This window comes from Mycobacterium sp. TH-M103 (genome assembly GCF_057473785.1).
Genome location: NZ_JBYCLG010000071.1, coordinates 1 through 13,026, shown reverse-complemented (window position 1 = coordinate 13,026; position 13,026 = coordinate 1). Strand labels below are relative to the sequence as shown.

Below are 13,026 nucleotides of genomic sequence, written 5' to 3'. Positions count from 1 at the left end.
TCGGCGGGCATGAAACCCTGCACCTGTTCGGACAGCGCGAACAGGCGCTCGGTCGAGTGGGCATCGGTGCCGTTCATCAGCCGAACCTATCGGTCGTGCCGATCGGTGCGTCCGGCGGGCCGACCAATGGCCGAGGGGCCGCGGCCAGCCCGGAGCCGGATGCCGGATGCCGCCCCGGAAAGGCTTGCGGCTCACGACCGAGCGGCGTCGTGCCGGGACGTTCGACCCGCGAATGGGGACGAACGACCCTGCCCGGTGCGCGGCCGGGTTGCCTATCCTTCACGTGGTCGCGCCGCTAGCCGGGTCGGTGGTGTGCAACGAAGGGATCGGGGTGTGGGCTTCTTTCGAGTGGTGGCCCTGGACGTGGACGGCACCCTGACCTCGGCAGGCCAGATCTCGGAGCAGGCCGTGCAGGCCATCGACCAGGTGCGCCGCGACGGTCTGCTGGTCGTGCTGGCCACCGGCCGGATCGGGACCGAGCTGGCGGCAAGCTTCCCGCAGATCAGCAACCATGTCGATGCGCTGGTCCTGGAAAACGGGGCGGTGGCCAAGATCGGCGGGAAGGCCTACCCGCTGGCGGCGCCGGTCGACACCGCACTCGACGCGGCACTGGACGAACACGAAGTGACGTACCGGCGCGGTGAGGTGATCCTGGCCACCAGCGCCGAGCGTGCCACGACGGTCCTCGAGGTGATCGGCGCGCTGGGGCTGGACTGCCAGATCGTCCGGAACCGGGCCGAGTTGATGGTCGTGCCGGCCGGGGTCACCAAGGGCACCGGTCTGACGGAGGTGCTGAACCGGCTGAACCTTTCGCCACACAACACGATCGCCGTCGGGGATGCCGAAAACGACCTGTCACTATTCGGCTCGGCTGAGATCGGTGCCGCCGTCGCCGACGCGGTTCCGTCCTTACGCGAACACGCCGACCTGGTGCTCGACCAACCGAACGGTGCCGGGGTCGCCGAGTTGCTCACCGACACATACCTCAGTGGGGCGCGGCGCTGGTGCCCGCCGCGCCGGTGGGTGCAGATCGGGACCTTCGACGACGGAACACCGACGAAGGTGCCCGGCAGCCAGGCACGCATGATGGTGACCGGGCCGGCCGGGTCGGGCAAGAGCTACCTGGTCGGGTTGCTGGCCGAGGAATGGACGAACGCCGGCTACTGCGTGCTGCTCGTCGACCCCGAAGGCGACCACCGGCAACTCGAGCAGCTCAACGGCGTCCGGGTCGTGGACGCCGACGAGGGGCTCCCCGACCCCGTGGAACTGGTCGGTCTGCTGCAGCCGCACACCGGTCTGGTGGTGGACCTGTCGGCGCTGCCCACCGCCGAGAAGATCGGCTACTTGCATCGCCTGCGGCCGGCAGCCGAAGCTCAGCGGGAGGCCCGCGGGTTTCCCCACTGGGTCATCTACGACGAGGCCCACCTGCTGGGTGCGGACCAGCAGCCGCACTGGACGCGCCGCGGGGGAAACCTGCTGTCGTCCTTCATGCCCGCCTTGCTACCGGCGGGTGAAGTCGGCGACACTGATATCGTGCTCACCGTCGGCGGTATCGATCCGGTGAGTAGCGTTGCACCGGAACCGGTTCGGCGGGCATCCATCCAGTTCGGCTCGGCGGCGCCCCGTGCCTTCACAATCTCGTCTCGCCGCACCGGTCACGTGCGCCACGCCCACAAATACGCCGACGTGTCGCTGCCCGAGGAGCGCCGGTTCTACTTTCGCCCGACCGACGGGCGCAACATCCCGGCGGCGGGCACCATGCACGAGTTCCGCACCGCGCTGGGATATCTCGATCCGCAGGCGCTGCAGTACCACCTCGAACGCGGCGATTTCTCCCGCTGGCTCGGCGACACCATCGCCGACATGGACCTCGCCGCGAAGGTCGCCGCCTGGGAAGACGAGTTGGTGGCGCGCCACGCCGCCGACGTGCAACGGATCCGGCGCCAGCTGATCCACGCCATCGAAGACCGCTATTCCGCCTCCACCGAGCACGGCCGATGAACAGAAAACATGCGCCAGCAGGCGCTACGCACCCGCACGTCCCGTATCACCTCAACTGAAAGAGGAACCACCATGTCATCAACGTCACCGCACCGCCTGCGTCCGGTTGTCATCGCATCCAACGTCCTCATGGCCGCCGTGACCGGCGCGGCCGTCCTCACCGCCACGATCGATCCGGGACAGCCATCGCCCACGCGCGGTCGCGGCGCGGTGATCGCCCTCACATCGGCCGACCCCATTGGCATCGACCAAGGAGTCTCCATCACCCCCGCACCCGGCTGGGAGCTGGTAGATCGGGGCCCGAACTGGGTCACCCTGGCCGACACCGATGCCGGCGCGAAAATGCGGGTCACGGTCAAAACCGCCGGCGCAGGTGACGTCGCCGCCGTGCTGCAGGCCGACATCGACAACGAGGTGGCCAATACCAGCTTGATCAATCTGGCGCCGTCGGACGAGATCAAATCCAAGACCGTGCAGGGCGGCCACTTCCAGCGGGCGGCCCGGGTGCACTACACCGCGGATGAGCGGGCGGGCATCGACACCACCCACCTGATGGGCGTGTTCATGGAACTGCTGAATCCTTCCAGCCGACTGTCCGCGTTCATCGACTACCGGGAATCCGACGAATCGCCCAGCCAGATCGGCGGCGTCGCCGAGGCGATGATCAATTCCATGCTGTGACGCGCTGCCGGGTGACGCGAGCGTGGTCGGCCGGCAATGACGCCGGGGATACGGCCCGTGTCGCCCGGCGCATCGCTGTCCGGGGGCGGCGTCGACGTAGCGCTGTCGGAAGGGGTTGTCGTCGGCGTAATGGCTGCCAACTCGCTGGGGCCGCTGGCAAATCCGAATCCGGAGACGGCCGGCGCCGCGGCGACCACGGCGCCGTTGGCGCAGACCCCGACTGCCTGCCGTACCGGTGAATTCATGGCCGTCTCGATTCCCTCCTCGGGCGTCACGTCGCAACCTGTGAAGCACCTCGCGCGGTCGGTGGACTGCGACCCGTTGCACCCAAACGGTTTTCACGCCCCAGCGGCGGGCCGCGTGGCGTGGCGATCACGTTCACGTCGCGGGTTGATGTTCAACTCGAAGCTCTGACGGCGATCTCGTCCGCATGGGATCGCATGGCGCGCAAGATGTCTTACCCCCTATCGGCGAACGCGGTGATGTGCTGAAATCGGATGGTGGGCGTTGCAGGACCGCCTACCGAGGAGAAGGCCATGAGCACGCCGCTCCTGCGCGCCGCGCAGGTGTTCGCCGGGTACACGATCGTCCGGTTACTGGGATCCGGCGGGATGGGTGAGGTCTACCTCGCCCAGCACCCGCGGCTGCCGCGCCGCGAAGCGCTCAAGATCTTGGGCGGCGACGTCTCTGCCGACGAAGACTACCGTCGCCGCTTCGTCCGGGAGGCGGACCTGGCGGCCGCGCTGTGGCATCCGAACATCGTGCGCGTCAACGACCGGGGCGAGTGCGACGGGCGGCTGTGGATTGCGATGGATTTCGTCGACGGCACCGACGCCGCCAGCCTCCTGCGCGACCGCTACCCGGTCGGCATGCCGGCAGACCAGGTTGCCACGATCGTCACGGCGATCGCCGGCGCGCTCGACTACGCCCACGAGCACCACGACCTGCTGCACCGCGACGTAAACCCGGCGAACATCCTGCTCGCCAAACCCGGTGACGGTGAACAGAGAATCCTGCTGGGCGACTTCGGCATAGCCCGCCACATCGCCGACTCCAGTGGCTTGACCGCCACCAACATGACCATCGGCACGTTTCCCTATGCCGCACCCGAACAACTGACGGGCGAACCGACCGACGGCCGCGCCGACCAGTATGCGCTGGCGGCCACCGCCTATCACCTGTTGACCGGAACCACGCTGTTTCCCTACACGAATCCGGTGGCGGTGATCAGCCACCACCTCACTGCGCCGCCGCCGGCGCTGGCAAAGACCCGCGCCAAACTCGCGGCCTTCGACCCGGTGCTCGCCGTGGCCCTCGCGAAGGACCCCGCCGACCGATTCCCCCGGTGCACCGATTTCGCCCGCGCGTTCGCCGAGGCGGCGCCCTGGCGGACGCCGACGGACACGGCCGCGACCATGCAGATTCCGCTGGCGGTCCGGCCGCCCGCGAGCGTGGCCCTGCCCCCCATCAACGTCGGCAAGCAGCAACGACGCAGGCGGCGCCGGATTTTCGCGGCTGCGGCGGCCATCCTCGCATTCGACCTCGTCGGCGCCACCGGCTACGCCGTCGAAGGTGGCAGCGGCACAGCAGGCCACAACCAGGCTGTCGCGTCCCCGGCCCCGGCGCGGCCTCCGGCGCCTGCCCCGCCGCGACCGGCACCGGGGGCTCCGCCACCGGCCTCCGCCCTACCGACGCCCGCTCCGCCCGTCCAGGTCCCGCCGGCGCCCAGACGCGCTTCGGCGCCACCTGTGGCATCCCGGGCCCATGTGCCCGTCGCGGCCGCCCCGACGCACACGCCGCCGGTCCCGAGGCGGCAGGCCCCGGGACCCGACCAGGTGTATCTCGACCTGGCCTCACAGATTCCCGGGGTCACCGTCAGCGACCCCAAGGAGGCAACCGCCACCGCCCGAGGGGTGTGCGCCGGGCTGCAAAAAGGGGTCAGCCCCGACGATGCCGCCGCCGCAACCCAACACAGGAGCGGATTGACGCCCGCGCAGGCGGCGGCGGGCGTCAACGCGGCGATCACCGCCTACTGCCCGCAATACCGGCGATAGCGATAGATTTCAGCGGCGGTTTCGGTCGTCGTCGGGTGTCAGCCAGACGACGCTCAACGGCGGAAGCGTCAGGGCGGCTGAGTACGGCAGGTCGCGGCACCCGATCGGTTCCGCGGTGAGGTCGCCGACGCTCACGCCGCTGCCGCCGAATCTGGTCGCGTCGGTAGCGAGGACCGCGACCCACCGGCCCGCCTCGGGAAGCCCGATCCGGTGCTCGCGCCGGACCGCCGGGGCCGGGCACGGCACCCGTATTCAGTGCGGCGGCGAAGACACCGGCGGGGTGGATGCGGCGCATCGGCAGCCGCTCCCCGGCGGTGAGCACCGCCATGTCCTGCGCGTCCGGGCGGGGCGAATCTCCACCGCGCCGCCCGAAGTCGCCGTCGTGCCGGAAATGCGCGCCCAGGAGCTGGTGCGGGTCGTGGTGGTCGCCTGCGACGAGCCGGTCGAGACCGTCCTGCCGGACTGAACCTTGCAGCTGGACAGGGGCACTCACGACCGTTCCTCCTCGACCGACACCCACGGTGGCTTGACCCGAGCGCCAAACGTCAAATTCCGTCTCGCCTTGCCTCCTGGCGGCCGACGCGACCCGGAAACAGGGACCAAAGTCCCGCGCCCCGCGGTCTGGCCGGGTGCCCGACGGCAGGGTCCGTGCCCATCCGCGGCCGTCCGGCGGGGCTCAGGCCGGGTGACGCCGAAACATGTTGGCGCGCTGCTTTTGTGGCTGCTCGCGGCGCGGGTGGTGGTCGAGCCACCAGTAGGCGGCCAGCTTGAGCCGGTCGTTGAACAGGAACCACACCAACGCGTAGGCCCAGACCAGCCCGGCCCAGCGCCACCCGAGCGGCGTCATCGCCACCCCGTAGACCGAGATCAGCGTCGCGATGGTCTGAGCGGTGAGGACGGCGCCCAGCAGCAACGGTGCGGGTGCGGGTCCGGACCAGAAGGGGCCTCGGCTGCGGGTGAGGAAGATGGTGAGCTGGCCGGCGACCGACAACTTCAGGTAGATCATCGTGCGGATGAAGTCGCGGTCGAGGTGAAAGACCTTGTCGGCGAGGAAGAAAAGCGTGAACGTCGCGACGACGCCGATCACACCGAGCACGGTGGCGATGGTCAACACGGTGCGCATGTCCCACTTGACGGGTTTGGCTGAGCCGCGCACGCGATCGTAGGCGATGGACAGGATGGCGCCGTCGTTGAGCAGCGCCAGGAACACGATCATCGCGGCGGTGACCGGGAAGAAGTTCATGAACACCACGGCCAGGGTGATCAGCAACAGCACCCGGATGGTCTCGGCGATGCGATAGGTGGCATAGCTGGTGAGGCGGGCGAAGATCTCCCGGGCCACCCCGATCGCGTGCACGATGACCGACAACCCGGGCGCCAGCAGAACCACGTCAGCGGCCGCGCGCGCGGCGTCGGTGGCGCCGGACACCGCGATGCCGGCGTCGGCCTGTTTGAGCGCGGGGGCGTCGTTGACGCCGTCGCCGGTCATCCCGACGATGTGCCCGCGAGCCTGCAACAGCTTGACGATGCGGTACTTGTGCTCGGGAAACACCTGCGCGAACCCGTCGGTCGTTTCCACCCGGGCACCCAGGTCGTCGTCGTCGGCGGCGCTGTCCAGGACGGCGGCGTCGAGAATGTTCTGCCCCAGGCCGACCTGCCGGGCGATCTCGCGGCCGATGGCGACCTGGTCGCCGGTGACCATCTTGACGTCGATGCCGAGCTCCTCGGCGGCGCTGATGGTGGCCGCGGAGTCGTCGCGGGGCGGGTCGGCCAGCGCCAGCACACCCATCAGCCGCCAGGAGCCTTCGCCATCGGTCCGGGCCACCCCGAGGGACCGATACCCGTGCGCGGCGAACCGTTCGACCACGCCGTCGACCTCGGTGACCGCACCGTCGCCGTCGCACAATGCGGCGATGACCTGCGGCGCACCCTTGCTGACCCGGAAGACACGGCCGTCGGGGTCGTGCACCGTCGCTTCGGTGCGTTTGCTGACCGGGTCGAACGGAACGAACTTGTCCACCCGCCCCGACGGCGGTGAGCCCGCGGCGGCGATCACCGCCAAGTCGATGAGGTCGTTGTCCTCCACGCGTGAGGCCAGCGCCGCCGCGGTGAGCAGTTCGTCGTCGCTGACGGCCGTGGCGGTCCAGCGGGCGGCGAGCGCGAGGCGGTTCTGGGTCAAGGTGCCGGTCTTGTCCGAGCACAACAGGCCGATGCCGCCGAGTTCCTCGACCGCGGGCAGGTGACTGACCACGGCCTCGTGGCGCGCCAGCTGCCGGGCGCCGATGGCCATGGTCACCGACAGCACCGCCGGCAGTGCCACCGGGATCGAGGCGATCGTGACCACCAGCGCGAACTCGAGCGTCTCTAGCACGGGATTGTGCCGGATCAGCGACACCACGACCGTCAGGGTGACCAGGACAAGCGCGATCACGATCAGGTAGTTGGCGATGCGCAGCACCGCACGCTGGAAGTGACTCACCGTGCCCGCGCTCTCGACCAGCGCGGTGGTCTTGCCCATGTAGGACGCGGTCCCGGTGGCGCACACCAGCGCGTCGGCCTCGCCGCGCACCACCACCGAACCAGAGAACAGGGCTTCGCCCTGCCCGCGGGTCACGGCGAGCGATTCGCCGGTCAGCGCCGACTGGTCCACCTCGAGGGCGACGTCGTCGAGAATCCGTAGGTCGGCGGGCAACACGTCGCCCAGGCGCACTCGCACGACGTCGCCGGGCGCCAACTCGCGCACGGCCACCGTTACCCACGTGCCGTCGCGCAACACCCGGGCCGAGGAGGCCAGACGCTGTTTGAGCGCGGCGATCGCGTTGGCGGCCTGGTGTTCCTCGAAGTAGGCCACCAGCCCGTTCATCGCCAGCAGCACGCCGATGATCGCGGCGTCGGTCCAGTGCTGGGCGGCCACCGACAACGCCAGCGCGACCTCGATCATCCAGGGGATCGGCGCCCAGAAGTACCCCAGGAACTCCAGCACCGGATCGCGATGCCGTTCGGCGATCTCGTTGGGCCCGTACCGTTCCAGCCTTTGCCGGGCCTGGGCTGTCGTCAATCCCGCTGCGGAGCTGTCCAGTGCGGTCAGCAGCTGCGGTAACGGCAACTCGGTCAGCTTTTCGGTGGTCTCGGCCAAACCCGTCTCCCCTCGGGGCTCCTGCATGTCGGGTTCACCGTCGCATTCCGGCCGTGAACCGGGTAGGGCCGAACGCCCCTATCGGATGGGCGTTGTTCGGGGGCGTGGCCAATCGCGGCGAGGCGGCCTGTGTGAACTGACGGTTTTGGCGGTGTCGCCGCACAGGCTTCACAACGAAGCGGAGTCAGAGGCCCCGCGGGCGGCTCCGCCGAGGCCGATCCGTTACCACCGTCGGTCACTGGAAATGGCGGTAAACACCGCGCCAGCCAGTTAGCGGCCGCGCTTTCCGGCGACCGACTGCCATGTATATGTCTTTGATCAACCGTCTTTGCTCAGGGTGATTGCGGACAGAGTTCAGGCCGGTGTATCAGAGCTTGAATAGCTCCCGAAAGCGCGGAGGCCGGCCGCACCGCCGGTGGACGGGCCGCGTCGTCGTCGGGCCCTGGCTGACGGATGGCGCAGCATAGCCTCGCTGCGCTCCCGCGCACGTCGTTGAGCCGCAAGCCACACTGGGTGGGAGTCAAGACGAATGACCGTCGCCTCTGAAGTATTCGCCACGATTGTCAACTCCTTCCGAAGCATTGCGATTCGGCCGCGCCGTGGGACAGGTGTGGTTATTGGTTCGTGATTTCAGGATGCCCGACCAATCCTGAGACCAAACCACCCCGAGAGATGAGAATTTGCCATGAAAATGCCGCAATGCTCAGCCGCTCCCTGTCGCCGCCGGTTCTCGGGCCGGCCACGAATCAGGAGGGTAATGGTGACCACCGACACGATTCGCGGGTCGGGCGGTGCGATTTCGCCCGGCTTCGACCGGGCCCCGGCTGGTATCGGGCTGCTATCGTCCCTTGCTTATGCCGGAGATGGACCGCCGCCGCATGATATTGACGACCGGGATCGGCGTGCTGGCAGCCGCCTTGCCCGGTCCCGAGGCCCGCGCGCAGCGCACCCCGCTGCCCGCAGCGCCCAGCGGTCAGTCCGGGAGCTACGCCTTCCAGGACGAATTCGACGGGCCAGCAGGCTCGCCGCCCGACGCGTCGAAGTGGACGGTGGCGCAGGCCCGCGAAACCATCAAGGACCCGACGTACTGGGAGCGGCCGGAGAACATCGGCCAGTACCGCGACAACCGGCAGAACGTCTACGTCGACGGCAAGTCCAACCTCGTCCTGCGTGCCGCCAAAGACGGCCCGACGTACTACAGCGGCAAGGTGCAAAGCCTGTGGCGGGGCGGCGTCGGGCACACCTGGGAAGCGCGCATCAAGCTGAACTGCCTGACGCCGGGCGCCTGGCCCGCCTACTGGCTGGGTAACCAGGACCAAGGCGAGATCGACGTCATGGAATGGTACGGCAACGGCAACTGGCCCTCGGCCACCACCGTGCACGCGAAAGCCAATGGCGGCGAGTGGAAGACCCACAACATCGCGGTGGACAACGCGTGGCACACGTGGCGAACCCAGTGGGACCAGACCGGGATCCGCTTCTGGAAGGACTACGTCGACGGCGCGCAGCCCTACTTCGACGTCCCGGCGAACTCGCTGCCGGACTGGCCGTTCAACGCGCCCGGCTACACCGTCTTCACGGTGTTCAACCTCGCGGTCGCCGGCTCCGGCGGCGGCGATCCGGGGCCGGGCACCTACCCCGCCGAAATGCTCGTCGACTGGATACGCGTGTGGTGAGTCAGCCGAACTCGAGCAGCGTGTAGGCGCCGCGGAACGTCCGCAGCGGCGCGCACTGCCAGAACGCGGGAAACAGCATCCCGAAGAACAAGCCCCGCCCTCGCGGCATCGGCAGGTCGTGCACCGCCCGGATCCCGGGCATGGTGCCGGCCAGATCCGAGAGTTGACGCGCCGAAAGGCTGAACGGCATCGGCGGCACGCGGTAGCGCTTGGTGGACCGCATCCCCCGCGGCGCGAGCTTTTTAACCAGGGTCGGCGGCAGGTCGAAGAACATCTGACCACCGGGAAACCGCTTGGCGCACGCGGCGATCAGGCCCAGCGCCTCGTGCGGCTGTAAATACATCAGCAAACCCTCGGCCGTGATGAAAACGCCGTCGGAGTCGTCGATCTCGGCCATCCAGCTGTAGTCGAGCGCGGACTGCGCCAAGTAGGTGATCCGCTCCGAATGCGGCAGCAGGCGCCGCCGCAGCTCGATGACCGGCGGCAGGTCCACCGACACCCAACGGAACGGTGCGTCGGGCAGCGCGCTGCTGAGGCGCCAGAAGCTGGTCTGGAAGCCCTCCGCGAGCGCGACGACGGTCGCGCGGGGCCGCGCCGTGAGGTATTCGGTCGCGCACCGGTCCACCGCCAGCGACCGCAGCGCCATCTCCTGGCCCCGGCGGCCGAATTTCTCGAAGTCGAAGTCGATGGACTCGACGAGTTCGATCGCCATCGGGTCGTCGAGGATCGCGTCGGGTCGCTCGGCCTGGTAGGCCCTGCCGTACAAGGTCAGCAGCGCAGTTTCCGAGACGCCGGTCAACTGCCGGGCGTCCACTTTGCCGTCTCCGTCGTCTTTGTGACGACTCATCAGACCTCCCGACTCAACGGCGGAACAGGTGCCGCACGACCGAGAGCAACAACGTCGCCACGACCGAGACCAGCAGCATCGACACCCACGGAATGTAGACGCGCACGTTACCGCGCTCGATCCGGACATCGCCAGGAAGGCGGCCGAACCACGATAAGCCGCCCGCCCAGATCAGGACACCGGTGGCGACGACCAGAATCCCGACCACCACCACGACGGGGCCGACGTTGCGTCCCATCACGGCTCGACGGGGATCGCCACCTCGTTGCGGCGCCGGCACGGCAGCGTCCACGGCGGATCGTAGAACCACGCATCGGCCCCGCCGATCGGGGTGATGTCGTTGTTGCGCAGGACGTTCCTGAGCTCGGCGGTGCGGGCGGCGACGGCCGCCGGGCTCCGGTCGCCGCTGAATTTCAGCACTGCCACCGTCTGCGGCGGCACGGTCACCAGGCGGACCTGTTCGTCATCAGGGGGGGGCAGGGTCTCCATGGTCCACTTCGACGGCATGAAGAAGCGGATCACCCAGCCGCGCTCGGCGGCGGCCGACTGCACGACGGGCGCGGTCATCGCGATCTGTTGGCCCGCGCTTGCATGCTGGCCCACCGGCGCCGTCATCGCAATCGCCTGGCCGCCGCGATTGCCGCCGAAGATGTAGCCCGCGAGCCGGCGGAAGCCGAGGTTGCGGGCGCGCTCCTGGTCTCCCGGCACCGTGGTTTCGGCGGCGATGCGCGGGCCGTAGCTCCGGATTTCGACGGTGTCGGTGAGTTCCCGGCGCGTATAGCCGGGCTCCTCGGTGCCCACGCGGATTCCGACGACCGCGACCAGCGATTCGGCAACCTGTTCGGCGAGCTTGGTCAGTTTCATCACGATGTCATTCTCTCAGCGTCGATTGAGAAACCACACGTGCGCGGTCAGTGCCGTCGCGAACGCGCACCACAACGGGTACAGGAGCAGCGGAGCGGCGCGCCCGCCCTGCGCGTCCATCGCCCGGCGCGCCAGGTCGGCGCTGCTGGCGGTGAGCACCCCCGCGGCGACCGCGGAAAGGCCCAGCCGGCGGCGCTGGAAGAACAGCCACGACCAGCCGGCGTTCAATGCCAGGTTGACCGCGAGTGCCATGACGTACTGGCGGTGTTCCGGCTTTCGTCCGCGGCGCTCCAGCTCGTCGAGTGTGTTGGAGGAGACCACCGCGATGTCCGCGTAGAGCACCGGCCACACGATCGGAAAGGCTTGGGGTGGGGGCTGATACGGCGGTTTGCGCAGCGATCGATACCACGGCGATGCGGCCGGGCGGCTCGCCAACCCACCGATGACGGCGGCCGAGGCTACGGCCGTGGCGGCGGGGGCCAGAGTTCGTGCCTGCATCTCACTCTCCCGGTTAAAGCATTCGGTAGCTGATTCACCCATTTTCGTCAGCCATTCGGCAAGGGAAATCGTCCTCCGAACGCGATGGCACCCGGCCCTTGTCCCGGGCATGCGAGGCGTGTAATCGCAATATCACTCGTTCGATCGGTCGGCCGGGGATCAGCGGAGCGCCGGTGGCGTGCGGCTGACCGCACGGTTGATGACTGACCCGTCCAGGTTGAGGCCCATTACCCTTCCCAACACGCGACCGACTGGCGTCTCACAGCACTTCCAGGATGCATGAAATCCGGGAGGGTCGCATCCACCGGCTGAAAGCGCCGTCGGCGAAACGCGTATTTGCACGCTCGCCTGAATTTTTTTCGTTCGTTTTCCGCCGTGAATTCGGGCGTTATCAGATTTGCGGGTTGGTTTACGAACAAAAGAGCGCACTGGCGCTCGGCCGTGCTCGGCCGCGATGGTCGCGGTGCGCCGTCGCAGGCCCGCCCCCCGGCAACAACCGGATCTTGGACCACACTCGATGCGCTGACCATCAGCCGCCGCTACGGCCGGTGCCTCGGTTGCGGAGTGGGCGACGGCCGTGTTCGTTCCGGACCACGAGCTTTCGCGCCGGACGGCGCGAAAGTTCCTGGCCGAATGCACAGAAGCCGCCGGCGCAGCAACCGCGACAGCCCGCGTATCTGAGCACGATGCCCGCGACGCAATGTGGACGCGGCAAGGCGCGTCCGACCCGAAGCGCCAGTTCAGCGTTGCCGTGGGCATGGCTGCCACGATCCTTGCCCAGACGTTCTATCGGGGTTGGCTACGGCGGTGTGGCTTCGACGTGCGTGTCGGTCGCATCGACCCGCCGCGTCGCCCCAAACGACTCGACGCCGCTGTTCCCCGACCGCTCCGCTCCGCAACGTTTGCGTACCCAAGTCACCTTTGTTTTTGGCCTGGACAGCGAATGACTACTGGCACTCATTTGTGCCCTGGGGATTGAAAATTTCGCGAAAAGTTATCGAAACGCTATGTGCATCACATCGAAGTGATTTACGGTCGTGATCACACCGTGATAGGGCCGTGATAACTGCGTGATACGTCATCCAGAGGATTGCACATGCCATACATGATTTCGACACCGGACGCACTGGCGGCGACGGCGGCAAACATCGCCGAGATCGGCTCGAGACTCAGCCTCAGAATTTCACGGTGGCCCGGGTTCTGCTGTGGCGGTCTGCGGGGCGGCAGCTTTGTCGAGGTTTTGAGGCTGGGGGTAGGCGGCGGCGCCGC

Annotated in this window: 12 protein-coding genes and 1 pseudogene; 5 read left to right on the top strand and 8 right to left on the bottom strand. The window is 68.2% G+C overall.

Going from position 1 to position 13,026, the window contains the following annotated elements; genetic code table 11:
- Window positions 1-333: 333 nt before the first annotated feature.
- The 4 genes from AC2VOR_RS04245 to AC2VOR_RS04230 all read left to right on the top strand — a co-directional run bounded on the left by AC2VOR_RS04245 (window position 334) and on the right by AC2VOR_RS04230 (window position 4,736).
- Window positions 334-2,001 carry an HAD family hydrolase gene (locus tag AC2VOR_RS04245; protein WP_486963251.1) on the top strand — a complete coding sequence of 556 codons (1,668 nt, stop codon included), beginning with the start codon at window positions 334-336 and terminating at the stop codon, window positions 1,999-2,001.
- Between the two features lie 129 nt (window positions 2,002-2,130).
- Window positions 2,131-2,682 (top strand): hypothetical protein, encoded by a 552-nt coding sequence (locus tag AC2VOR_RS04240; RefSeq protein WP_486963250.1) that lies wholly within the window; start codon window positions 2,131-2,133, stop codon window positions 2,680-2,682.
- A 57-nt stretch (window positions 2,683-2,739) separates the two neighbouring features.
- Window positions 2,740-3,096 (top strand): hypothetical protein, encoded by a 357-nt coding sequence (locus AC2VOR_RS04235; RefSeq protein ID WP_369738658.1) that lies wholly within the window; start codon window positions 2,740-2,742, stop codon window positions 3,094-3,096.
- A gap of 122 nt (window positions 3,097-3,218) precedes the next feature.
- The gene (locus tag AC2VOR_RS04230; RefSeq protein WP_369738657.1) at window positions 3,219-4,736 is read left to right on the top strand and encodes a serine/threonine-protein kinase; all 1,518 of its coding nucleotides are present in this window, start codon (window positions 3,219-3,221) and stop codon (window positions 4,734-4,736) included.
- Window positions 4,737-4,745: 9 nt separating this feature from the next.
- On the opposite strand, the gene AC2VOR_RS04225 is transcribed toward AC2VOR_RS04230, so the two are convergent.
- The 3 genes and pseudogenes from AC2VOR_RS04225 to AC2VOR_RS04215 all read right to left on the bottom strand — a co-directional run bounded on the left by AC2VOR_RS04225 (window position 4,746) and on the right by AC2VOR_RS04215 (window position 7,899).
- Window positions 4,746-4,982 carry an alpha amylase C-terminal domain-containing protein gene (locus AC2VOR_RS04225; protein ID WP_420492640.1) on the bottom strand — a complete coding sequence of 79 codons (237 nt, stop codon included), beginning with the start codon at window positions 4,980-4,982 and terminating at the stop codon, window positions 4,746-4,748.
- Window positions 4,983-5,043: 61 nt separating this feature from the next.
- Window positions 5,044-5,229, bottom strand: a pseudogene (locus AC2VOR_RS04220) (GlgB N-terminal domain-containing protein); the annotation flags it as partial.
- Between the two features lie 183 nt (window positions 5,230-5,412).
- Window positions 5,413-7,899: a plasma-membrane proton-efflux P-type ATPase gene (locus AC2VOR_RS04215; RefSeq protein WP_486963249.1), complete on the bottom strand. Its 2,487-nt coding sequence runs from the start codon at window positions 7,897-7,899 to the stop codon at window positions 5,413-5,415.
- 827 nt (window positions 7,900-8,726) lie between these two features.
- On the opposite strand from AC2VOR_RS04215, the gene AC2VOR_RS04210 reads away from it, so the two are divergent.
- Window positions 8,727-9,548 (top strand): glycoside hydrolase family 16 protein, encoded by an 822-nt coding sequence (locus tag AC2VOR_RS04210; protein ID WP_369738655.1) that lies wholly within the window; start codon window positions 8,727-8,729, stop codon window positions 9,546-9,548.
- A gap of 1 nt (window position 9,549) precedes the next feature.
- Here the strand turns inward: AC2VOR_RS04210 and AC2VOR_RS04205 are convergent, their stop codons facing one another.
- The 5 genes from AC2VOR_RS04205 to AC2VOR_RS04185 form a co-directional block, all read right to left on the bottom strand.
- Window positions 9,550-10,395, bottom strand: coding sequence for a class I SAM-dependent methyltransferase (locus AC2VOR_RS04205; protein WP_486963248.1), 846 nt, complete (start codon window positions 10,393-10,395; stop codon window positions 9,550-9,552).
- Between the two features lie 13 nt (window positions 10,396-10,408).
- Window positions 10,409-10,633, bottom strand: coding sequence for a DUF2905 domain-containing protein (locus AC2VOR_RS04200; RefSeq protein WP_486963247.1), 225 nt, complete (start codon window positions 10,631-10,633; stop codon window positions 10,409-10,411).
- Window positions 10,633-11,259 carry an SOUL family heme-binding protein gene (locus AC2VOR_RS04195; RefSeq protein WP_486963246.1) on the bottom strand — a complete coding sequence of 209 codons (627 nt, stop codon included), beginning with the start codon at window positions 11,257-11,259 and terminating at the stop codon, window positions 10,633-10,635. Before AC2VOR_RS04195 ends, AC2VOR_RS04200 begins: the two co-directional genes overlap by 1 nt.
- Window positions 11,260-11,274: 15 nt before the next feature.
- Complete coding sequence (locus AC2VOR_RS04190; protein WP_369738652.1) at window positions 11,275-11,757, bottom strand: TspO/MBR family protein; 483 nt, start codon at window positions 11,755-11,757, stop codon at window positions 11,275-11,277.
- Window positions 11,758-12,798: 1,041 nt separating this feature from the next.
- Window positions 12,799-13,026 (bottom strand): hypothetical protein (locus AC2VOR_RS04185; RefSeq protein WP_486963245.1); only part of this gene is annotated, 228 nt, incomplete at its 5' end.

What these genes read in the sequence shown, in the direction of transcription:
- AC2VOR_RS04240 (WP_486963250.1), top strand. Translation starts at nt 2,131, where the DNA reads ATGGCCGCCGTGACCGGCGCGGCCGTCCTCACCGCCACGATCGATCCG.
- AC2VOR_RS04230 (WP_369738657.1), top strand. Translation starts at nt 3,219, where the DNA reads ATGAGCACGCCGCTCCTGCGCGCCGCGCAGGTGTTCGCCGGGTACACG.
- AC2VOR_RS04215 (WP_486963249.1), bottom strand. Translation starts at nt 7,899, where the DNA reads ATGCAGGAGCCCCGAGGGGAGACGGGTTTGGCCGAGACCACCGAAAAG.
- AC2VOR_RS04210 (WP_369738655.1), top strand. Translation starts at nt 8,727, where the DNA reads ATGCCGGAGATGGACCGCCGCCGCATGATATTGACGACCGGGATCGGC.
- AC2VOR_RS04205 (WP_486963248.1), bottom strand. Translation starts at nt 10,395, where the DNA reads ATGAGTCGTCACAAAGACGACGGAGACGGCAAAGTGGACGCCCGGCAG.
- AC2VOR_RS04200 (WP_486963247.1), bottom strand. Translation starts at nt 10,633, where the DNA reads ATGGGACGCAACGTCGGCCCCGTCGTGGTGGTGGTCGGGATTCTGGTC.
- AC2VOR_RS04195 (WP_486963246.1), bottom strand. Translation starts at nt 11,259, where the DNA reads ATGAAACTGACCAAGCTCGCCGAACAGGTTGCCGAATCGCTGGTCGCG.
- AC2VOR_RS04190 (WP_369738652.1), bottom strand. Translation starts at nt 11,757, where the DNA reads ATGCAGGCACGAACTCTGGCCCCCGCCGCCACGGCCGTAGCCTCGGCC.